Annotated in this window: 20 protein-coding genes and 1 riboswitch; of the genes, 5 read left to right on the forward strand and 15 right to left on the reverse strand. The window is 33.2% G+C overall.

Features of this window, described 5'->3' with window-relative positions; all coding sequences use genetic code 11:
- Window positions 1–74: 74 nt before the first annotated feature.
- Together ISP02_RS08190 and ISP02_RS08195 are read right to left on the reverse strand one after the other, a co-directional pair.
- Window positions 75–1,100, reverse strand: a complete 1,026-nt coding sequence (locus tag ISP02_RS08190; RefSeq protein WP_195721086.1) for a cytochrome d ubiquinol oxidase subunit II — start codon at window positions 1,098–1,100, stop codon at window positions 75–77.
- Window positions 1,100–2,452: a cytochrome ubiquinol oxidase subunit I gene (locus ISP02_RS08195; protein ID WP_195721087.1), complete on the reverse strand. Its 1,353-nt coding sequence runs from the start codon at window positions 2,450–2,452 to the stop codon at window positions 1,100–1,102. The genes ISP02_RS08190 and ISP02_RS08195 overlap by 1 nt, the downstream gene beginning before the upstream one ends.
- Before the next feature lie 203 nt (window positions 2,453–2,655).
- On the opposite strand from ISP02_RS08195, the gene ISP02_RS08200 reads away from it, so the two are divergent.
- Complete coding sequence (locus ISP02_RS08200) at window positions 2,656–2,889, forward strand: glutaredoxin family protein (RefSeq protein ID WP_195721088.1); 234 nt, start codon at window positions 2,656–2,658, stop codon at window positions 2,887–2,889.
- A 48-nt stretch (window positions 2,890–2,937) separates the two neighbouring features.
- Here ISP02_RS08200 and ptsP read toward each other — a convergent pair whose 3' ends face one another.
- From ptsP to auxA, 5 genes are all read right to left on the reverse strand, one after another.
- Window positions 2,938–4,653 (reverse strand): phosphoenolpyruvate--protein phosphotransferase, encoded by a 1,716-nt coding sequence (ptsP, locus tag ISP02_RS08205; RefSeq protein ID WP_195721089.1) that lies wholly within the window; start codon window positions 4,651–4,653, stop codon window positions 2,938–2,940.
- Between the two features lie 2 nt (window positions 4,654–4,655).
- Window positions 4,656–4,922, reverse strand: a complete 267-nt coding sequence (locus ISP02_RS08210; RefSeq protein WP_195721090.1) for a phosphocarrier protein HPr — start codon at window positions 4,920–4,922, stop codon at window positions 4,656–4,658.
- A 176-nt stretch (window positions 4,923–5,098) separates the two neighbouring features.
- Window positions 5,099–5,641 (reverse strand): DUF697 domain-containing protein, encoded by a 543-nt coding sequence (locus ISP02_RS08215; protein WP_195721091.1) that lies wholly within the window; start codon window positions 5,639–5,641, stop codon window positions 5,099–5,101.
- 57 nt (window positions 5,642–5,698) lie between these two features.
- The gene (locus ISP02_RS08220; protein ID WP_195721092.1) at window positions 5,699–6,868 is read right to left on the reverse strand and encodes a class I SAM-dependent rRNA methyltransferase; all 1,170 of its coding nucleotides are present in this window, start codon (window positions 6,866–6,868) and stop codon (window positions 5,699–5,701) included.
- Window positions 6,869–7,089: 221 nt separating this feature from the next.
- A complete protein-coding gene (gene auxA / locus ISP02_RS08225) occupies window positions 7,090–8,379 on the reverse strand; it encodes a lipoteichoic acid stability factor AuxA (protein ID WP_195721093.1) in 1,290 nt (429 codons plus the stop codon).
- Window positions 8,380–8,652: 273 nt separating this feature from the next.
- Between auxA and graF the strand changes: the two genes are divergently transcribed.
- The 4 genes from graF to ISP02_RS08245 all read left to right on the forward strand — a co-directional run bounded on the left by graF (window position 8,653) and on the right by ISP02_RS08245 (window position 11,853).
- A complete protein-coding gene (graF, locus tag ISP02_RS08230) occupies window positions 8,653–8,787 on the forward strand; it encodes a glycopeptide resistance-associated protein GraF (RefSeq protein ID WP_195721094.1) in 135 nt (44 codons plus the stop codon).
- 81 nt (window positions 8,788–8,868) lie between these two features.
- Window positions 8,869–8,968, forward strand: a riboswitch (TPP riboswitch).
- Window positions 8,969–9,056: 88 nt separating this feature from the next.
- Entirely contained in the window at window positions 9,057–9,632 is a 576-nt protein-coding gene (locus tag ISP02_RS08235; RefSeq protein ID WP_195721095.1) for an ECF transporter S component, read from the forward strand.
- Between the two features lie 12 nt (window positions 9,633–9,644).
- A complete protein-coding gene (locus ISP02_RS08240) occupies window positions 9,645–11,054 on the forward strand; it encodes an ABC transporter ATP-binding protein (RefSeq protein WP_195721096.1) in 1,410 nt (469 codons plus the stop codon).
- Complete coding sequence (locus ISP02_RS08245; protein WP_195721097.1) at window positions 11,047–11,853, forward strand: energy-coupling factor transporter transmembrane component T family protein; 807 nt, start codon at window positions 11,047–11,049, stop codon at window positions 11,851–11,853. The genes ISP02_RS08240 and ISP02_RS08245 overlap by 8 nt, the downstream gene beginning before the upstream one ends.
- Before the next feature lie 52 nt (window positions 11,854–11,905).
- On the opposite strand, the gene purD is transcribed toward ISP02_RS08245, so the two are convergent.
- From purD to purS, 8 genes are read right to left on the reverse strand one after another with little or no spacing between them, the layout of a single operon-like run.
- Window positions 11,906–13,144, reverse strand: a complete 1,239-nt coding sequence (purD, locus tag ISP02_RS08250) for a phosphoribosylamine--glycine ligase (RefSeq protein ID WP_195721098.1) — start codon at window positions 13,142–13,144, stop codon at window positions 11,906–11,908.
- Between the two features lie 21 nt (window positions 13,145–13,165).
- Complete coding sequence (purH, locus tag ISP02_RS08255) at window positions 13,166–14,644, reverse strand: bifunctional phosphoribosylaminoimidazolecarboxamide formyltransferase/IMP cyclohydrolase (RefSeq protein ID WP_195721099.1); 1,479 nt, start codon at window positions 14,642–14,644, stop codon at window positions 13,166–13,168.
- 12 nt (window positions 14,645–14,656) lie between these two features.
- Window positions 14,657–15,223 carry a phosphoribosylglycinamide formyltransferase gene (gene purN / locus ISP02_RS08260; protein ID WP_195721100.1) on the reverse strand — a complete coding sequence of 189 codons (567 nt, stop codon included), beginning with the start codon at window positions 15,221–15,223 and terminating at the stop codon, window positions 14,657–14,659.
- The gene (purM, locus tag ISP02_RS08265) at window positions 15,220–16,254 is read right to left on the reverse strand and encodes a phosphoribosylformylglycinamidine cyclo-ligase (protein ID WP_195721101.1); all 1,035 of its coding nucleotides are present in this window, start codon (window positions 16,252–16,254) and stop codon (window positions 15,220–15,222) included. The genes purN and purM overlap by 4 nt, the downstream gene beginning before the upstream one ends.
- Window positions 16,247–17,734, reverse strand: coding sequence for an amidophosphoribosyltransferase (gene purF, locus ISP02_RS08270; protein WP_195721102.1), 1,488 nt, complete (start codon window positions 17,732–17,734; stop codon window positions 16,247–16,249). The genes purM and purF overlap by 8 nt, the downstream gene beginning before the upstream one ends.
- Complete coding sequence (gene purL / locus ISP02_RS08275) at window positions 17,713–19,902, reverse strand: phosphoribosylformylglycinamidine synthase subunit PurL (RefSeq protein ID WP_195721103.1); 2,190 nt, start codon at window positions 19,900–19,902, stop codon at window positions 17,713–17,715. Before purL ends, purF begins: the two co-directional genes overlap by 22 nt.
- Window positions 19,895–20,566 (reverse strand): phosphoribosylformylglycinamidine synthase subunit PurQ, encoded by a 672-nt coding sequence (gene purQ / locus ISP02_RS08280; RefSeq protein ID WP_195721104.1) that lies wholly within the window; start codon window positions 20,564–20,566, stop codon window positions 19,895–19,897. The genes purL and purQ overlap by 8 nt, the downstream gene beginning before the upstream one ends.
- Window positions 20,566–20,826 carry a phosphoribosylformylglycinamidine synthase subunit PurS gene (gene purS, locus ISP02_RS08285; protein ID WP_195721105.1) on the reverse strand — a complete coding sequence of 87 codons (261 nt, stop codon included), beginning with the start codon at window positions 20,824–20,826 and terminating at the stop codon, window positions 20,566–20,568. The genes purQ and purS overlap by 1 nt, the downstream gene beginning before the upstream one ends.
- Between the last annotated feature and the right edge of the window lie 2 nt (window positions 20,827–20,828).

Here is a 20,828-nt window from a genome sequence, read left to right on the forward strand (position 1 = left end):
GTCCTCCATTAAAAAGTAAAGGCGTGAAAAGGGGTAAATTGTTACACAATTTTCTATCCCTTCTCACCCTATTGTTAATATTGAGACTTTTTGCCTTCTACATATTCTTTATCGAAAACAAATAATTTCAATAATAATATTAACGATGGAATCAATAAAAGTAAACCACAAATAAATGAAATTGTTAATGCTATCGCCATATTATCATTTACTACTGCGTGTTTAAGTTGTACTTCCGGATATAAAATATATGGTAGTTTACTTGCACCATAACCGAAAAATGCAAAGCCCATTTGGAATATAACCATAACAAACGCCCAACCATGTGCTTTTTTCAACCAAGTTAATAGCATCGCAACTATAAAGCAAATAAGACTTAGTAAGAATAACCACCAATAGTTTATCACTGCAGACATAAAATGACTTTCATTTTGAATCCTTAATGATAAGAATACAAATAAAGAAATTGCAATCATTGGTGGGCCCCAGAATATGAACCAATATCTTAATAATTTATATGCCCTAGTATCTTTCGCTTTATCAGCATAAAATGTTAAAAATCCTGAAGATATATACAGTACCGATATGACTGCTAAAAATACTACTGCCCACGAAAATGGGCTGAGTAGTAATTCAGTCCAGTTTAAGTCAAAACTTGAACCATGTTTATCAATATAACCACCTTCTGAAATTGTCAAAGCAGTGGCTAATGATGCCGGAATAAATAAGCCAGTTAAACCATATAATATTAACCATGGTAATTTAGAATCTTGACCATAATTTTCGAATGCATAGAATGCACCTCTAATTGATAGTAGTACTAAAGCGATTGATGCTGGTACTAACAATACCGTACCAAAATATAATGCCGAGTCTGGAAAGAATCCAACCATACCTACGAAGAAGAATACAAAGAATACATTTGTAACTTCCCATACTGGATTCAAATATCTTGATATCAAATGATTTAATTTTTTATCTTGATTAGTAATTTTAGCATGTAGTGCAAAGAATCCTGCGCCAAAGTCAATTGATGCAATAATAATATAGCAGAATAAAAATAACCATAATACGATTATTCCAATATAAGAAAATATCATTACTGCTCACCTCTCTCATTATAAACTGCAGCAATTTCTTTATGGGCTGGTTTATTTTTAAACATTCTGATTAACACATACGTTGCCGTTACAATGAGTACAATGTAAAGCAAAGCAAACAGTATAGTAACGAATGTTAATCCCCCAGCTTGTGTTGCAGCTTCTTTAACTTTTAAATATCCTCTGACAATCCACGGTTGACGTCCCATTTCCGTTAAGAACCAACCAAATTCTATAGCTAACATAGCTCCTGGTCCTGTTAGCAATATAGCATAGAGCATCGGTTTCGCATGCATAAATCGTCTTAGCTTTTTAAACATAAGCGTTGCTACATAAGCTGCAGAAACGATGAAGCAAAATACGCCAAGCGATACCATCAAATCAAAGAAATAATGCACAATGAGCGGTGGTAAATCATCTTTTGGAAAATCGTTAAGACCTTTCACTTTAGTATTAACGTTATCATCTGCTAGAAAACTTAATATTCCAGGTATTTTGATTGCACCTGTGACTTTTTGAGTGTGTTCATCGAGTGTACCAAAGAATACTAAGTCTGCTTTAGAACTAGTATCAAAATGCCATTCATATGCAGCTAATTTTTCAGGTTGTTCCTGATGTAAAAATTTTGCTGATAAATCCCCAGCCAACATTGAACCTAAAGTAAAGACTAAACCTAAAATCATAGTAACTTTTAACGCCTTTTTATGATATTCTGCGTCTTTAGTCACTTTATTTTTCAGTAATTTAAAGGCTGCTATTGCAGCTAAAATAAATGCCATAGTCATTAATGCAGTGGCAACTACGTGAAATGATCGTACAAAAAATGATGCATTAAACATTGCAGCCCATGGTTCAACATTAACCATTCTGCCATCCTTCACTTGGAAACCTGCTGGCGTATTCATAAATGAGTTTACCGAAGTAATAAACAATGCTGAGAATGAACCACCTATAATCACTGGAATACTCAAAATTACATGTGTCCACTTACCTTTAAATCTATTCCAAGTATATAAATAAATACTTAAAAATATAGCTTCAAAGAAGAAAGCAAATGTTTCCATAAATAATGGTAATGCTATGACATGGCCTCCCATTTGCATAAATGTCGGCCAAAGCAGTGACAGTTGCAAACCGATAATTGTCCCTGTCACTACGCCAACTGCAACGGTAATCGTGTAGCCTTTAGACCATCGTTTCGCCAATGCGGTATAAGTTGGATCATTCTTTTTAATGCCTAAAAATTCTGCAATAGCAAACATGAAAGGCATACCTACACCAATAGTCGCAAAAATTATATGAACTGCTAGTGTCATTCCTGTGAGGAAACGCGCTATTTCTACTGAATCCATAAAATCACCTTTTTCCTGATTTTGTGACAAAAATCACAATATATTTTTATTATAACTCGCTGATTTCTTAGATGGAATTGTTATGGTTCAAAAGAAAATTGACAAATTAATGAAGTGTCACAGACAATTCACAAACTTGATTTATTATGCTGTTTCTCTTATATTATGAAATAGTATTTCACTTTGAAAGGATTTTGTTTTAATTGTCTAATATAATAATTTATTCACAAAATGATTGTCCACCCTGCACGTTCATAAAAAATTATTTAGCTGATAAGGATGTTGAATACACTGAAAAGAATATTTCTACAAACGCTACTTATCGTAACGAAATGATAGAATACGATGCTTTTGCTACGCCATTTATTCTTTTAAATGATGAACCGATGTATCAAATTGATATGGACAAAATTAATAATGAATTAAGTATTAAATAAAAAAGAAGTTTATTAAGTAATCATACTTAATAAACTTCTTTTTATTTGCTACTTGGCATACTGTTTTACTAATGTTTGTACTTCTTCTGAAGTGGCAGCATTAATTGCACGATTAGCCAATTCCTGCATTTCAGATTGACTTAATTCTTTAATTTGACGACGTGCCTTAAGAATTGAAGTAGCACTCATAGAAAATTCATCTAAACCTAAACCTAATAATAATGGAATAGCAATTTCATCTCCAGCCATTTCACCGCACATACCAGTCCATTTACCTTCTTTATGAGAAGCCTCGATTACTTGTTTAACTAAACGTAGAATCGCAGGGTTGTATGGTTGATATAAGTATGAAACACGTTCTGACATGCGATCTGCTGCCATTGTATATTGGATTAAATCATTAGTACCAATACTAAAGAAATCTACTTCTTTAGCAAAGACATCTGCTAAAGCGGCTGTTGAAGGGATTTCAACCATGATACCTAATTCAATATCATCTGAAACTTCAACACCTTCTTGTTTTAAGTTAGCTCTTTCTTCTTCTAATAATGCTTTAGCATCACGAAACTCTTGAATAGTTGCTACCATAGGGAACATAATATTCAATTTACCATATGCTGAAGCACGTAATAATGCACGCAATTGTGGTCTAAAAATGTCTGGTTGATCCAAACATAAGCGAATAGCTCTATAACCTAAGAAAGGATTCATTTCGTCAGGTAAATTTAAATACGGCAATTCTTTATCGCCGCCAACATCTAAAGTACGCACAACTACTCTTTTGCCTTCCATAGACTCTATTACTTCTTTATAAGCTTCAAATTGTTCGTCTTCAGTTGGTAATTGGTCTCTACCCATATATAAAAATTCAGTACGATATAAACCGATACCTTCAGCACCATTTTCTAATACACCTTTAATATCATTAGGCGTACCAATGTTTGCAGCTAGTTCTACATGGTGCCCATCTAACGTCATCGATTCATCATCACGTAACTTTTGTAAATCTTTTTTATCTTCAAAGAAACGTTCACGTTTATTTTGATATGCAATAACTTCATCCTCTGAAGGATTAACAATTACTTCGCCAGTTAGACCATCAACAACAATCATATCACCTTGCTGAACTTCGTCTGTTATTGATTTAGTACCCACAACAGCAGCAATTTCTAATGAACGACTCATAATTGCAGAATGAGATGTTCTACCACCAATATTAGTAACAAAACCTTGAACAAATTCTTTATTTAATTGAGCAGTATCTGAAGGTGTTAAATCATTACCGATTATAACAACGCTTTCATCAATCATACTAGGATTAGGTAATTCAACACCTAATAAGTTTGCTAAAATACGTTTTCTTACATCGCGAATATCAGCAGCACGTTCTTTCATGTATTCATTGTCCATGCCTTCAAATATTGAAATAAATTGATCTGTAACTTCAGTTAAAGCTGTAGGTGCATTAACTTGATCATTTTTAATTTTATCCTCGATTGGTTGAATTAACTCTGGATCATCCAATACTAATAAATGCGCATCAAAAATAGCTGCTTTGTCAGCACCTAAATTTGTTTCAGCATTATTTCTAATTTTAGTTAATTCAATTTTAGATGTATTGATAGCATTTTGAAATTTTTCTACTTCGGCTGTTGTATCAGCAGTTTTCTCATTTTCAAATGATAAGTCTGGCTCAACTAGTAAATAAGCCTTAGCTATTGCCACACCATCAGAAGCAGCAATCCCCTTAATATAATTAGTCATAATTATTCAGTTAATCCTTCTTTTGATAGTACATCTGTAATTGCTTCGATTGCTTCTGCTTCATCGCTACCATCTACATAAATTGTGATTTCAGCATCTTTACCGACACCTAAACTCATTACACCCATGATAGATTTTAAGTTAACCTTTTTGCTGTTATATTCTAATTGAATATCTGAATCAAATTTTGAAGCTGTTTGTACAAGCATTGTTGCTGGTCGTGCGTGAATGCCTGTTTCATCAATTATTACGTAAGATTTTTGTTCCATATGCGTAAATCTCCTTCATATAGTTAGAATTGTTAGTTTATTATAAAACTTAACATAGCTTTATACGCTTACATTACCAAAAAAATTAGATAAATTCAATTCGTTAAGCCCTAGATATGATAATAATCAACGATTATTTTGATATTTTTTGAAAGCGCTACGGTTTAAAATGTCTTTTATATTATTGAACGTATTACTTTTTCGCATTTTTCAATGTGCTCTTGTCCTATTTTTTTCATAAAATAGTAACTAATAGATGCAGATATAGCTTGTCCAACTATAGGAAACCACTTAGTTTGTTTAGCAGCCGTACGTTTTGCCACATCTCTAATAACTACCTTTAATATCGCACTTGACACTTTTCTACCAACAAATTGGCTACCTTGTATAGCTGCAGCAGTATAGATTCTCTCTTTCATATCATCGCCAAGATTATTGACTTGTTTATGGTCAACTCCATAAATTTTGTTAATATCTTCAATAATATCTCTCATAAGTTTAATATCTACGCCAAAATCTAATCCTGGAATTGGCACGACGCTCACGCTAGATGATAAGATTGCTTTTTTTCTAATTAGAGCTTCAGCACGTTCTCTTCTGTCGGCCAGCGCGTCATTAGTCGTTGGTAAATTATCTTTGGCATTAACCTCTTCAATATTTAATACTTTATTGCCAAATTTATTAGTTAATTTATTTGTAACTTTATTTTTAATTCCCATTTTAATCTACTCCTTCTTATTTGCACTCAATAATTTAAATACCCTTTTTTCATTTAATTATTTAATTTGCAAGAAGATAGCTTTTAAATATTTGGACGGTTTGTAATGAGGATGAGTTTTAAAATCTTTAGGTAGCCCCATAACTTCTATTATTTCATAATCTACATCTGCATTAGATAATGTATCTTTTATTACTTTTTTAAATGCTTTTAATGAGAACGTACTATTATTTGTACACAATAGTAAATTACCATCAGGACCTAAAATGTCTAATGCTCCTAAAATTAATTTGTCATAGTCTTTTGTGACAGAAAATGTTTTCTTTTTATTTCTTGCAAAACTTGGTGGGTCTATTACAATCGTGTCATAAAAATGGTCGTGACGACGGGCATAATTATAAAAATCAAAAGTATCCATTACATAGATATATTGAGATTTAGGGTCAATGCCATTCAATCCAAAGTTGTCTTCCGTAAGATTGCGTGAGCGATTAGCTAAATCGACGCTCGTGGTACTAATTGCTTTATCTGCTGCCGCTACTGAGAAAGCACCAGTGTAACTAAATAAGTTCAAAACGTCTCGTTCTTCCGAAAATTTGTCTCTTAACTTTTTACGTACTTCTTTTTGATCTAAGAATATGCCAGTCATTAAACCATCTTCCAAATTCACGTTATAAAATGTGTGATTTTCTTCAATTACAATTGGGAATTCTGGCGCCTTACCAGCGACATAACCACCAGTCAACGTTTCATCTTTGAAACGCATTTTTTCATATATAGAAGTATATTCAAACACAGCTTCTATTGCTTTCAATATCAAATATCTAAACTTGTATATGCCCTTGGAATACCATTGTATTAAAAGATGACCATCATAATTATCAACGGTTAAACCGCCAATGCCATCACCTTCACTATTAAATAACCTGAAGGCTGAAATACCTTCTAAATTATAAAAATACGCTCTTTCTTCATTAGCAATTTTGAATAATCTTTCAAAAAAAGCAGCATTTATTTCTTCCGTTTTATCGTAACTTAAAACCCAGCCTATTCCTTTATGTTGTCTACCTACATAACAGGTGGCGATATATTCTTCTCTATTTGTTACTAAATAAAATAAATCCCCTTCTTTTAAATGATCTTGTGCATATATATCATCTTCCTCGATTAATGGGTACTGATTATTATATTTAGTTTCTTTTCCTCTATTTAAAGTGGCTGTTTTCATAATTTGCCAACCTTTCTCTTTATATAATTTATAGCGCTATTTATTTTAACATGTTGATTATACTGTAGCACATTACAAAATATAATTCTTTTTGTCATGATAACGATACTTAAACACGAAAAAAATTTTTACTAAGCTTTATAAAACCACAAAAAAACACAACCTAATGGCCTCAATTTCAAAGCCATTAAGTTGCATTTCGTATATTTTATCAAGTTATTTTAATGTCTGAGTTTTATTACAAATGCGACGATAACCGCTATTAACATTATAAATAAGATTGGAGTAATAAAAATAGATAATAACAATCCATGGACCATAATATTTACAAATTCTGTTAATAATTTAAAGAACAAAATACTAATCATAAATAGTTGTAAGTAATAAAACTTATCTCGTAAGAAGTTAGTAAGTGTAGTTAAAATATATATAATAATTCCAAACATTAATAATAATAAAGTTATCCATTCTATCACGTATTGCGTTTGAGAGATTTCCCATTCACCTGATAAAAACAGACTATTTCTGTTATTAAATTCTATTAATGTGAAGAATAAGAGTATCGCCCCACATAGCAATTCAACATATGCAGTTTTTAACCATTTGGGTTTTTTCATCCAATTAGGAACATCATCCTCTTGGATATCTATAATTTCTTTCCATTTGTTAATAAATTTATCTTTCTTGTCGCGCATTTTTTGTAAATCTACGCTTCTACGTGTTTTACGTGTGAATTCAGTTGTTCTATCTTGTAAGTTTTTCCAATGTTCTTTCGTTTGATTAGACATAGAGTCTTTACTCATACGTGAAAGTTCTGGTTCTTCCTCACCTAACTCTTGTTTAGTTAATGGAAGAGATCTTCTTAAGAATAAGAAGTTCCATATAGCCATTTGACCTAATATCCACATTATTAAAAAGAATGTATTAATACTTAAAATATCTATTGGTAAAATTTGATCGCTGTCTATACGACTATATAGTACAATTTGCGTCAATAGATATACAATGCCATAACTAAAAATAATCCAAAGATAGTGGTACTTACGGTGATTAGGATTCAATTCATCTTTGTAGACGATATATCCTATATGAATTGCGAATGGCACTATAAATAAAACAGCAAAAAAGCTATAAATTTGAGTCATTAAAATAATTGTAATTAAGAAATATAAAATACCTACTACTAAAAAGAATATTGAAATATCATAATCATATTTAGTCGTACGATATAATGTAGAACCTAAACAAATTACTAATGCTCCAAATAAAATAATCAAAATTGCACTTATAATTGGGAAACTACCTATATAATTACTCGTAACTCTGATAATTTCACCAAAAAATGCATTAATAAAGTCCCAAACATTATGAATATGTAATTCTATCTTAGCCTTGCCATTAAGTTTATCAATTAGCGATAAATTAAGTAATATAATGACACTAATTAAGATTGATACTATACCAATTACATAGCTATATAATATTTCGGCGTGTTTTTTCAAAAACGACATACCATTCACCTCAAAGTTATTATATACGAACTTATGATTCTTGTCTTTATTAAAACCGATAAATAAGTCTATAGTATGATATACAACATACACACATTAAACTTTCCACAGTTAGCTTCAATTTAAACAAACTTCAATTACTTAAGAATACCTTATTTTTACGATTCCTTGCAATAGCATTATAATTTATTTGTTTTAAATCTTGTGGAGGAGGTAAATACATCTGTATAACAACTTTATATAGCGAAACCTTAAAATAAGGAGTGGTTACTTATGACTAATGAAGATTTACACAAAGACGTAGCTGAACAAGCAAAAAATGCCGAAAACGAACTGAAAAGTAAAAATGAAGATAGTACAGATAATCACGAAGAAACTATGAAAAATATCCAAGATTTATACGAATAGTTAGAAAATAAGTCGGTTTTCTATTTATAACCTTGACAAATAGTGTTTAAAAGCATACATTAAGGATGAATTAAAACTTAATATTCGCACTAGGGGTGTTTATAACTGAGATGAGGTAACCCTCAAACCCTTTGAACCTGATCTAGATGAGACTAGCGTAGGAAAGTGTACAATTATAATAATTAATTTATTAATTTTTTGTATGAATATGCCTATAATCACGCACAACTTCTAGGGAGGTTGTGCGTTTTTTTATGGAGGAATGTTATATGTCAAAAGGTTTAAAACTATCAGAAATTTTAGTCACAATTTTAATTGCTATCGTTTTTGCAATTATTTATAATATCTGGAATTTTGTCTACAAAGCATTTCAAGTTTCTGGACTACACATTGAAGAAATCACTTATGGTGCCTGGTTCATGGCAGCAATTGTAGCCTATCTAATTATACCTAAAGCAGGTATTGCCTTATTAGCTGAATTTGCTGCAGGTGCTGGAGAAACAATAATTATGGGCCGCTTCGATATCGCTACGATGATTTACGCTTTTGTACAAGGGTTAGCTTGTGAAATTATATTTGCGATTTTTAAATATAAATCTAGAAAAGCGATTGTCGCTATCTTAGCTGGTTTATTAACAGCTATTTCAACATTCCCGATTGACTTCGCCTATGGATATCTAGCTTCACTAACGAGTTGGAATTTAACACTATATATCTTCTTTAGATTGTTAGGTGGCATATTAGTCGCTGGTTTACTTTCATATTATATTGTTAAAGCACTCGATCAGACGGGTGTAACCAGATTATTTAGACCATCATCTAAAGAAGATTATGATAATTTATAAGGAGCGTTGCATGTGTTAGTAGCAAAAAACTTACGCCTCAAATACCCAAACGCTAATAAAAAAATTTTTTCTGGATTAGACCTAACTATTAAAGATAAAGAAAAAGTTCTATTACTAGGCCCTTCAGGTTCTGGGAAAAGCACTTTATTAAATGTGTTGAGTGGTATTGTACCTGATTTAATAGAACTACCATTGAAATATGACAAATTAGATAGAGACTTTAATAGTGGTGTTATTTTCCAAGACCCTGATACGCAATTTTGTATGCCTAAAGTTTATGAGGAATTGGCATTCATTTTAGAAAATAGACAAGTTCCTAGACAAGAAATGGATAATCAAATTACACAAGCATTAAGATCAGTAGGCTTGGCAGTAGACGAAGATCAATACGTTAACCAATTAAGTGGTGGTATGAAACAAAAATTAGCAATAGCTGAAACATTGTTGCAAAATTCTAATACTTTATTTCTAGATGAACCAACCGCAATGTTAGACGTAGAGGCAACGAAAGCATTATGGTCGAAAATCAAGTCATTGTGGTCTGATCAAACCGTATTAATAGTTGAACATAAAGTGGCTCACATCTGGGAATATATAGATAGAGTAATTCTTTTTGATTACGATGCTAAAATTATTGCCGATGAACGACCAGAAATTATTTTAGCGCGTTACGAACACTTACTAACTGAATACGGTGTTTGGCATCCAAATGCATGGGATTACGCACCTATTTCGATGAAAAAAAATAATCATACAGATAATTCGAAGTATCAATTGCGACTTCAAAATTGCATCGTTAAACGAGACAAAAAAGACTTAATTAACATTCAGGAGTTAACGATTAATCAAGGTGAATGGATTACTATTACTGGCGCCAATGGTAGCGGTAAGACGTCACTGTTAGAGTCATTAATGCAACTTATTAAATATGACGGACAAATGTATTTTAATAACAAGCTCATACGAAAAATAAAAGATATCGCGCATCATGCATTTTTAGTTTATCAAAATCCAGAATTACAATTTATCACTAACTCTGTATATGATGAAATATATGTTCAGTACACAAACTATAGCGATATTGAAGCACAACAAAAAACTGAAGCAATGCTACAAGAACTCAATTTAGTTGAAGTTAAAAATCAGCACCCCTTCGAACTTTCAGTAGGACAAAAAAGACGTTTAAGCGTTGCAACAGCTCTAAGTTCTGAAGCCGAAATTATTTTACTAGATGAACCCACTTTCGGTTTAGATAGTCACAATACCTTTAATTTAATTAAATTATTTCAACAATGTATAAATAAAGGTCAAACTATTATCATGGTGACACATGATTCAGAAATTATTAAACGCTACTCTACTCGAAGAATACACGTAAAAAATAAACAACTTGTCGAAATGTTAGGTGAAGCACATGTTTGATTTGTGGAAAACGAGACGTACCTTTTTAGATGATGTAAATATTATTACTAAGCTTGCACTATCCGTATTGCTATTTTTCTTAGTTATATTAATTCATAAATTTGATTTGATGATTTACATGTCTATACTAATGGTTTTATTTTTAATATTATTTAGCGGTATCAAACTTAGAGTTACATTAGTTTTCGTAATATTTACGATGACATTTAGCATAGTGTCAGCACTATTTATGATTTTTTATGGTAATGGAACGCATATGCTATTCAAATTGGGTTTTATACAAATTTCCATAGAAAGCTTAGTCAGAGGTTTACACCTTTCTTTAAGAACCATGACCGTTTCATTTTTTGGACTTTTAGTTGTTTTTTCTTCACAAATCGTTATGATTTTCTATAGCTTAATGCAACATTTAAAAATAAAACCGAAATTTGCTTATGCATTTATGGCTGCTATAAGAATGGTACCAATTATGTTGAGCTCATTTGTACAATTAAGAAGAACTTTGAAAATGCGCTATCAAATGATACCTTCAAACAATTACAAAGGTCTCAATCGTTTTAAACATTTATTAATTCCTTTATTAAGTCAAAATATTAGAAAGGCACATCATCTTTCAGTTGCTATGGAAAAGAAAGGTTTTAAAGACGGCCCTAGAACTTACTATTACTATGTGCCTTTTTCATATAAGGATATTGTATTTGTTATCATTATGATTTTAGTAGTTGTCATAGCCTTTACACTTGCACATTACGTACCAATCACAAACATTAATGATGTAAGAGTAAATAACATTTATTAATTAATGATTTACTCACCAAAAAGCTGTCGTATAAATACGACAGCTTTTTTATTTATTTGATTGCTTTATTACTTATATCATTTCTATAAAACAAATTATCACTTTTAATACTACTTACAAGATTATATGCTTGTTGCTTGGCACTTGCGATATTTTCTCCTTGTCCCACAGCTAAAATAACTCTCCCACCATTTATCACATATTGATTATCTTTTAAAGTAAGTCCACTAACAAAATAATCACCGTCTAAAGTAAAACCTGAAACACTTTCGCCTTTTTCATAAGACCCAGGATATCCTTTTGAAGCAAGCATCACACCTACAAAAGAATCATCTTTCCATTCAAATTGAATAGGCTTTTTATTATCTAAATCAACAATATGTTGCATTAAATCACTATCCATCCGACTTAATAATACTTGTGCTTCAGGATCACCAAATCGCGCGTTAAATTCAATTACTTTCGGTCCTTCTTTAGTAACAATTGCACCAATATATAACACGCCGAAAAATGGATAACCCTCTTTATGCATTGCTTGTGCTATGGGTTGTGCTATCGTTTCATTTGTTTGGTTTAGAATGCCTTCTCCAATATGAGGAACAGGACAATAAGCCCCCATACCACCAGTATTGGGTCCTTTATCGTTATCAAATGCACGTTTATGGTCTTGGGCGATACAATCAAAAGGTACAGCATAATCTCCATTAACAAATGTCATAAGTGAAAATTCTTCACCTTCTAAAAATGTTTCAAAAACTACAAGTTCCTTACCAGATATATATAGTTCATTTACCGCTTCAAGTGCTTCATCATAATTTTGCGCTATGATAACTCCTTTACCTGCAGCTAAACCATCTTTTTTCAAGACAATCGGATAGTCACACTGTTCAATATAGGACAATGCATCGTCTTTATTATTTATTTCTTTGTAATCTGCTGTTGGAATATTATGTCTCTCCATTATTTGTTTTGCAAATGACTTTGAGCCTTCAATTTGAGCTGCAGCCTTATTAGGACCGAATACTTTAATACCTAAAGCTTGTAATTTGTCTGTTAACCCTTCTGTCAAAGGTTGTTCAGGTCCAATAATAGCCCAATCTATTTTATGAGCTACTGCAAATTCAACGATTGCTGCATGATCATTTTCAGCAATTTCTTTATGAACTTCAGCAATATTTACCATAGCGTCGTTACCAGGAATCGCATATAAATGGCTAACTAGACTAGATTGATTGAGTTTAAAAGTGAGTGCATGTTCTCTGCCACCCGAACCTATTACTAGTACTTTCATTTTCTTCAACCTACCTTCCATTTAGTGTTTGAAGTGACGTATACCTGTTGTCACCATGGTAATACCATATTTATTGGCCATATCAATCGATTCTTGATCTTTTATTGAACCACCTGGTTGGATAATAGCTTTAATACCTGATTGCGCAGCTAATTCTACTGTATCTCCCATTGGGAAAAAGCCATCAGAAACAAGTGCTACATTGTCGTTGATTTCAATTGCTCTCTCGATTGCGATTTTTGCTGAACCGACACGATTCATTTGACCTGCACCTATACCTACTGTTTGTTTATTATTAGTTAATATAACAGCATTACTTTTCACGGAACCAACTACTTTCCAACCGAGTAACATTGCTTCCCACTGAGCCTCTGTAGGTGCTACATCCGTTACAACTGTCATGTCATCTCGCTGAACTTTTTTATTATCTTTATCTTGCACAAGGTAACCACCTGAAACAGATACAATTTCTTGTTCATCACTATCGATATGCATACCAATCTCTAACAATCTAATATTTTTCTTTTGTCTTAAAATGTTTAAAGCTTCTTCACTGTATTCAGGCGCAATTACGACTTCTAAAAAGATTTCGTGTAATTTATTCGCAAGTGTTGCATCAATTTTTCTATTTAAAGCAACAATACCACCGAAGATAGATTGGTTATCTGCATCAAAAGCATGTTGGTATGCACTTTCTATGTCCTCACCTATACCAACACCACAAGGGTTCATATGTTTTACTGCTACTGCTGCTGGTTGCTCAAATTGTTTCACTAGTCCCAATGCTGCATCTGCATCTTTAATGTTGTTATAGCTTAATTGTTTGCCATGTAATTGAACTGCTCCACCTAAAGTATGTTTTTCAGTAGATGTACGTACAAAATATGCTTCTTGTTGAGGGTTCTCACCATACCGTAAACTTTCTTTATTATTGTTGAAGAAATCTACAATTGCCGCATCATAGCTATTCGTATGTTCAAACACTTTAATCATTAGAGATTTTTTAAATTCATAATCCAATGTGTTATTTTTTATTCTAGCTATCACTTCATCGTAATCCGATGGATGAACAATAGTAGTTACGTGTTTAAAGTTCTTCGCAGCCGCTCTTAACATTGTTGGGCCACCGATATCTATATTTTCAATAGCATCACTTTCAGTTACGTCAGGATTAGCAACTGTTTCTTTAAATGGATATAAGTTAACCACAACCATATCAACCAACTCAATATGCTGTTCTTTTAATTGAGCTAAATGTTCTGCTTTGTCTCTATCAGCTAAAATACCGCCGTGCACTGCTGGGTGTAATGTTTTGACACGCCCATCTAAAATTTCTTCGAACTGTGTTAATTCAGAAATTGAATGAACTTCCACTCCCGCTTCTTTTATCGTACGCATAGTGCCACCAGTGGAATAAAGTTCATAATCATGTTCAGTTAAAGCTTTAGCAAAATCTACAATACTAGTTTTATCGGAAACACTTAAAATTGCTTTTTTCATTTTATGCACCTCTTATTGAATAATTTCAGCGATTACTTCGGGATATAGTTTATGTTCTAATTGTTTGATACGCTTTTCTAAACTTTCTTTATTATCATCAGGATAAATAGAGCAAGTACGTTGAGCAATTATTTCTCCTGTATCCATGCCACTATCTACATAATGAACTGTTGTACCAGTTATGTCGTCACCACTATTTAAAGCTTGGCCAACTGCATCTTTGCCTTTATATTTAGGTAACAACGATGGATGAATATTAAGAATCCTTCTGTCATATGCATTAAGAATTTCCGTGCCGATTAATTTCATATAACCTGCTAAGACAATCCATTCAACCTTTTCAGAAGTTAACCATTCTAAAATTTTACGCTCATAATCTTCTTTAGACTCAAAGTTTTTCAACTCGTTAATATGTACGTCTAATTTAAATTGTCTTGCACGTTCAATACAACTTGCGTTTAATTGATCAGTATATAATGCTGTAACTTCTATATTAGGTAACAAGCCTTGTTCAATTTGTGCCATAATATTTTCGAAGTTGCTTCCGGAACCAGAAGCGAAAATAGCTATTTTAGTCACTGTGATACCCCCGTTATTTGTATAGGCTCATTGCCTTCAACAATTTCACCTATAACATAAGCGTCTATATCGTGCTGATTAGCAATTTTTATAATTGCATCGCTATTTTCTCTATCTACTACTAATGTATAACCGATACCCATGTTAAATATGTTGTACATTTCACTTAATGGCACATTACCTTGTTGTTGTAACCAATCAAATATTTCAGGCACATTATAAGATTCAGCATTAATTTTAGCAGTTAAGCCTTCAGGTAAGGCTCTTGGAATATTTTCATAAAATCCGCCTCCTGTAATATGAGTCATAGCATATATCTTAAATTCACTAATAATATCTAAGACTGGCTTCACATACAAGCGTGTAGGTTCTAAAAATGTTTGTAAATAAGTACGATCTTGATCAAATTTATCATTCAAATTAATACCTGAATCAGCGATAATTTTTCTAACAAGACTATACCCATTTGAATGAATACCACTTGAACTTAATCCTACAAGCACATGGCCAGCTTTAACTTGTGAACCATCAATATAATCATCTTTCTCTACTGCTCCAACTGCAAAACCAGCTAAATCGTAGTCGCCTTCATGGTACATATCTCCCATTTCAGCCGTTTCCCCACCGATCAAAGCAGTATTTGTTTGTTCACAACCATCGCTGACACCTTTAACAATTTGTTCAATAACTTCAGGGATCACTTTATTTGCCGCAATATAGTCCAAAAAGTATAACGGCTGTGCACCAGTAGTTAAAATATCATTTACACACATTGCTACAACGTCAATACCGATAGTGTCATGTTTATTATTATCAATTGCTAATTTAAGCTTTGTGCCTACTCCATCTGTTCCAGAAATGAGTAAGGGCGCTTTCATATTTAATTGAGATAAGTCAAAAGTCGCGCCAAAACCACCTAAACCACCAAAAACTTCTGTACGCATAGTACGTTCAACGTGACTAGAGATTCTTTCAATCGCTTCGTAACCTGCATTAATATTTACGCCTGCATTTTCATAAGCTTTAGACATATTGATTTCCCTTTCTATCAAAGAATTGTTTATTGCGAGTTAAAAAGGCTTGCTGACGTTCACTTAAATTAGCATTAAAACGTTTTTCATAATCATATAATCCAGCTGGATAATCTCCAGTAAAACTTTCAACACAAAGACCGCTGTATGGTTCTTCTTCATCTATACCAATGGATTCAATTAAGCCATCAACTGATAGATAAGATAATGATTCGGCACCTATATATGTTTTAATTTCATCAGGTGATTTATGTGCAGAAATCAACTCAGCTGTAGTTGAAACGTCTATGCCATAAAAACTCGGAAACATAAATTCTGGTGATGCTATTCTCACGTGAACTTCATTTGCACCCGCATCTTTTAATAATCTCACTATACGTTTGCACGTTGTACCACGAACGATAGAATCATCGACTAAAACAATATTTTTACCATGTACGATATCTTTTACTGCGGATAATTTAACTCTGACACCCTGTTCGCGTAGCGCTTGTGTAGGTTGTATAAATGTACGAGCTACATATTGATTTTTAACTAGTCCCATTTCATAAGGCAAGTTTAATTCTTCTGCATAACCTGTTGCAGCTGACAAAGATGAATTAGGGACCCCGATAACCATATCTGCATTTTGTGCTGGGCTTTCTTGGGCGAGTCTTTTACCAGTAATTTTTCTCACGGCGTGTACATTCTTACCCGCGATCGTAGAATCTGGCCTTGCAAAATAAATATATTCCATTGCTGAAATTGCAGTAGTCGTTTCATTAGTATATGATTCAACACGTACACCTTCATCATTAATCACTACATATTCTCCTGCATGTATATCTCTAACAAATTCTCCTCCTAAAACATCGATAGCACACGTTTCACTTGCTAACACATATTCACCTGACTTTAATTGTCCCACTACTAAAGGTCGAATTGCATTAGGATCAACTGCTCCATATAGTGCATCTTTCGTCAACAATGCAAATGTGAATCCGCCTTTAATTGTACGCAAACTTTCTTTAAGTGCATCTTCAAACATAGTGGCTTTGCTTTTACGTATTAAATGCATAATCACTTCTGTGTCAGATGATGAGTGGAAAATAGAACCTTGCTCTTCCAACTCTTGGCGTAAACTTTGAGCGTTAATTATATTACCGTTGTGACAAACGGCAACACTCATATCATAGAAATGATATAAAAAAGGCTGAATATTTTCGATACCTTTGTTACCTGAAGTAGCATAACGAACGTGGCCAATTGCATGTTCAAATGATTTGAGTGATTCTAAACTTTGTTCTGAAATCGCCTCTGTTAAAAGACCTAATCCTCGTTCACCAACTAGTTCTTCATTATTTGAAACAACTATACCAGCACCTTCTTGACCACGATGTTGTAAACTTTGCAATCCCATATAGGTAAGATGTGCCGCTTCTTTATGGTTCCATATACCGAATAGTCCACACTCTTCATTTAATCCTTTGTAGTCATACATTGAGCAATTGCTCCTTCCCACACTTCTTTTAAATTTGATACTTCATTTTTCAATAAACTATCACCGTTAGAAATGACAAAGTTATTATCGTAAGTAAATGAACCTATTTCAGTAGCTTCATCTATATCCAAAGGTTGGTCATCTTTTACAGCCACCACATAACGTCCTTGTGTTTCACTAAATAATTGCGCATTTGTAAGGTATAATGAAACGTTCATACCTAAATCATAAAACGCACTTATACGCGCTAAAGTGATTGCTAGACCACCTTTACCTACAGTTTGTACATGAGATGCTCTACCTTCACGTACTAATTTTTTAATGGCCTCGCCTTTACGTACTTCTTCAGATAAATCAATTTCTTCTGATTCGTGATTAACATCTTTATATAGCAATTTTTCGATTTGGCTACCACCAAAATCATTTTTTGTGTTACCAATTAAATATAATTTGTGACCTGGCTTAGGTTGAAAATCAGTTAAATAATCAATTTCTTCAATTAAACCAACCATACCAACTACTGGTGTAGGGAAGATTGAAGTACCTTTCGTTTCATTATATAGAGACACATTTCCTGAAACGACAGGCGTATTTAATATTTCACAAGCTTCTGACATACCTTTTGTAGATTCTATTAATTGTTGATAAATTTCTTTCTTTTCTGGCGAACCATAATTCAGGCAATCTGTCATAGCCAATGGTGTCGCGCCAACCGCAATTAAATTTCTGTATGCTTCTGCCACAACCATTTTGCCACCTTGGTAAGGTTGGTTATAGACATATCTTGCTTCCCCATCAATAGTTGAGGCAATCGCTTTATTTGTGCCTTCGACTCTCACAACAGATGATTGTAATCCAGGTTTTACTACTGTGTTAGCACCAACTTGTTGGTCATATTGTTCATACAAATATCTTTTGGAAGCTATTGTTGGATGTTTAAGTAAGGCATTGAATACTTGCTCTACATTAATATTGTCATAGTTGTTTTTCTTTTGATGATAAATTTGTTCTTCACCTTCTAGAACATAAACAGGTGCTTCATCAGAAAGTGGTTGCACTGGAATATCGGCGAATACTTCATCTTCATATGTTAAAACAAAACGATCGGTATCTGTTACTTCACCAATAACTGCACTATCTAGCTCGTGATAATCAAACAGGTCTAAAAATTTTTGTTCAGTACCTTTTTCAACTACTAACAACATACGTTCTTGTGTTTCTGATAACATCATTTCATATGGCGAAATACCTTTTTCACGTGTAGGCACCTGCTCTAGTTTCAAATGTAATCCACTACCACCTTTAGCCGCCATTTCAGATGAAGACGATGTTAACCCGGCAGCACCCATATCTTGAATTCCGACTAATTCATCGTATTTAATCGCTTCTAAAGTGGCTTCCATTAATTTTTTTCCGACGAATGGGTCCCCAATTTGTACTGATGGTCTTTTGCTTTCGCTATCTTCACTTAATTCTTCAGAGGCAAATGTGGCACCATGAATACCATCCCTACCAGTTTTTAGTCCTACATAGATAATAGAGTTTCCAACGCCCCTAGCCGTACCTTTTTGTACCATATCATGGTCAATGATACCTACACACATAGCATTAACTAATGGGTTCCCGTCATATCTATCATCAAATTCAATTTCTCCTGCAGTAGTAGGAATACCAATGCAGTTTCCGTAACCGCCGATACCTGCTACGACACCTCTTAAAAGACGTCGATTTTGTTTCGTTGATAATTCACCAAATCTTAAACTATTGAGAAGATTAATTGGTCTTGCGCCTATAGACACAATGTCTCTAATAATGCCACCGACACCAGTCGCTGCACCTTGATAAGGTTCTACTGCTGAAGGATGGTTATGTGACTCAACTTTAAAAACAACTGCTTGGTTGTCGCCGATATCTACTACTCCCGCCCCTTCACCAGGGCCCATTAACACATGCTCACCAGTCGTTGGAAATTGCTTTAAAAATGGTTTCGAGTGTTTATAAGAACAATGCTCGCTCCACATTACTGAAAAAATACCTAGTTCAGTGAAATTAGGTTCTCTCTCCAAAATGTCGCATACTTTAGCGTATTCTTGCTCGCTAAGACCTACATCCTTATACAATTGTTCAGTTTTAATTTCAGTTGCACTTGGCTCGATAAATTTAGACATTTTGTTCCCTCCAACTATTAACCATTGCTTCAAACAATTTAACACCACTATCAGTACCTAAAATACGTTCTAACGCTCTTTCAGGGTGAGGCATCATTCCACATATATTACCTTGTTCATTTACAATACCTGCTATATCTTTATACGATCCGTTAGGATTATCGCTATAAGTCAGAACAATCTGATTATTTTCTTTTAAGCTTTCATACATAGACTGTGTACAATAATAATGACCTTCTCCATGGGCAACAGGATACACAACTTCTTCATTTTGCTCATATAAATTTGTAAAACGTGTTTTATTATTAACTACTTTTAATTTTTCATTTCTACTAACAAATAAATGTGCGTCATTATGTAATAATGCTCCTGGTAAGAGACCAATTTCAGTTAAGATTTGAAACCCATTACAAACACCTAACACAGGTTTGCCTTCATCAGCTAATCGTTTTACTTCTGTAATAATCGGAGCTACACTTGCCATTGCACCTGATCTTAGATAATCACCAAATGAAAAACCACCAGGTATTAAAATCCCATCAAAACCCGCTAAAGAGGATTCACGATAATCGACATATTCAGCATCGACACCCGATTTCACAGCTGCATTGTACATATCACGATCGCAATTAGATCCCGGAAATTTCAATATTGCAAATTTCATTAGGCCTTCTCCCCTTCTTCAATCACTTTATAGCTATATTCTTCAATGACTGTATTGGCAAAAAGTTTTTCACTTAAGGTAACGACAACATTATGCACCGCTTCGTCTGTAGCTTCATCTACTGTCATGTATAGCAATTTACCTACTCTAATATCATTTACTTGAGTATATCCTAAGTCATGTACAGCACGATTAAGTGCTTGACCCTGAGTATCTAATACTTGTGGTTGTAAAGTAATATGCAATTCAATAGTTTTCATTA

Source organism: Staphylococcus durrellii (assembly GCF_015594545.1).
Taxonomy (GTDB): domain Bacteria; phylum Bacillota; class Bacilli; order Staphylococcales; family Staphylococcaceae; genus Staphylococcus; species Staphylococcus durrellii.

What these genes read in the sequence shown, in the direction of transcription:
- ISP02_RS08220 (WP_195721092.1), bottom strand. Translation starts at nt 6,868, where the DNA reads ATGAAAACAGCCACTTTAAATAGAGGAAAAGAAACTAAATATAATAAT.
- ISP02_RS08235 (WP_195721095.1), top strand. Translation starts at nt 9,057, where the DNA reads ATGTCAAAAGGTTTAAAACTATCAGAAATTTTAGTCACAATTTTAATT.
- purD (WP_195721098.1), bottom strand. Translation starts at nt 13,144, where the DNA reads ATGAAAGTACTAGTAATAGGTTCGGGTGGCAGAGAACATGCACTCACT.
- auxA (WP_195721093.1), bottom strand. Translation starts at nt 8,379, where the DNA reads ATGTCGTTTTTGAAAAAACACGCCGAAATATTATATAGCTATGTAATT.
- ISP02_RS08245 (WP_195721097.1), top strand. Translation starts at nt 11,047, where the DNA reads ATGTTTGATTTGTGGAAAACGAGACGTACCTTTTTAGATGATGTAAAT.
- purQ (WP_195721104.1), bottom strand. Translation starts at nt 20,566, where the DNA reads ATGAAATTTGCAATATTGAAATTTCCGGGATCTAATTGCGATCGTGAT.
- purM (WP_195721101.1), bottom strand. Translation starts at nt 16,254, where the DNA reads ATGTCTAAAGCTTATGAAAATGCAGGCGTAAATATTAATGCAGGTTAC.
- purH (WP_195721099.1), bottom strand. Translation starts at nt 14,644, where the DNA reads ATGAAAAAAGCAATTTTAAGTGTTTCCGATAAAACTAGTATTGTAGAT.
- ISP02_RS08190 (WP_195721086.1), bottom strand. Translation starts at nt 1,100, where the DNA reads ATGATATTTTCTTATATTGGAATAATCGTATTATGGTTATTTTTATTC.
- purF (WP_195721102.1), bottom strand. Translation starts at nt 17,734, where the DNA reads ATGTATGACTACAAAGGATTAAATGAAGAGTGTGGACTATTCGGTATA.
- ptsP (WP_195721089.1), bottom strand. Translation starts at nt 4,653, where the DNA reads ATGACTAATTATATTAAGGGGATTGCTGCTTCTGATGGTGTGGCAATA.
- graF (WP_195721094.1), top strand. Translation starts at nt 8,653, where the DNA reads ATGACTAATGAAGATTTACACAAAGACGTAGCTGAACAAGCAAAAAAT.
- purL (WP_195721103.1), bottom strand. Translation starts at nt 19,902, where the DNA reads ATGTCTAAATTTATCGAGCCAAGTGCAACTGAAATTAAAACTGAACAA.
- ISP02_RS08215 (WP_195721091.1), bottom strand. Translation starts at nt 5,641, where the DNA reads ATGGGAATTAAAAATAAAGTTACAAATAAATTAACTAATAAATTTGGC.
- ISP02_RS08210 (WP_195721090.1), bottom strand. Translation starts at nt 4,922, where the DNA reads ATGGAACAAAAATCTTACGTAATAATTGATGAAACAGGCATTCACGCA.
- purS (WP_195721105.1), bottom strand. Translation starts at nt 20,826, where the DNA reads ATGAAAACTATTGAATTGCATATTACTTTACAACCACAAGTATTAGAT.
- ISP02_RS08195 (WP_195721087.1), bottom strand. Translation starts at nt 2,452, where the DNA reads ATGGATTCAGTAGAAATAGCGCGTTTCCTCACAGGAATGACACTAGCA.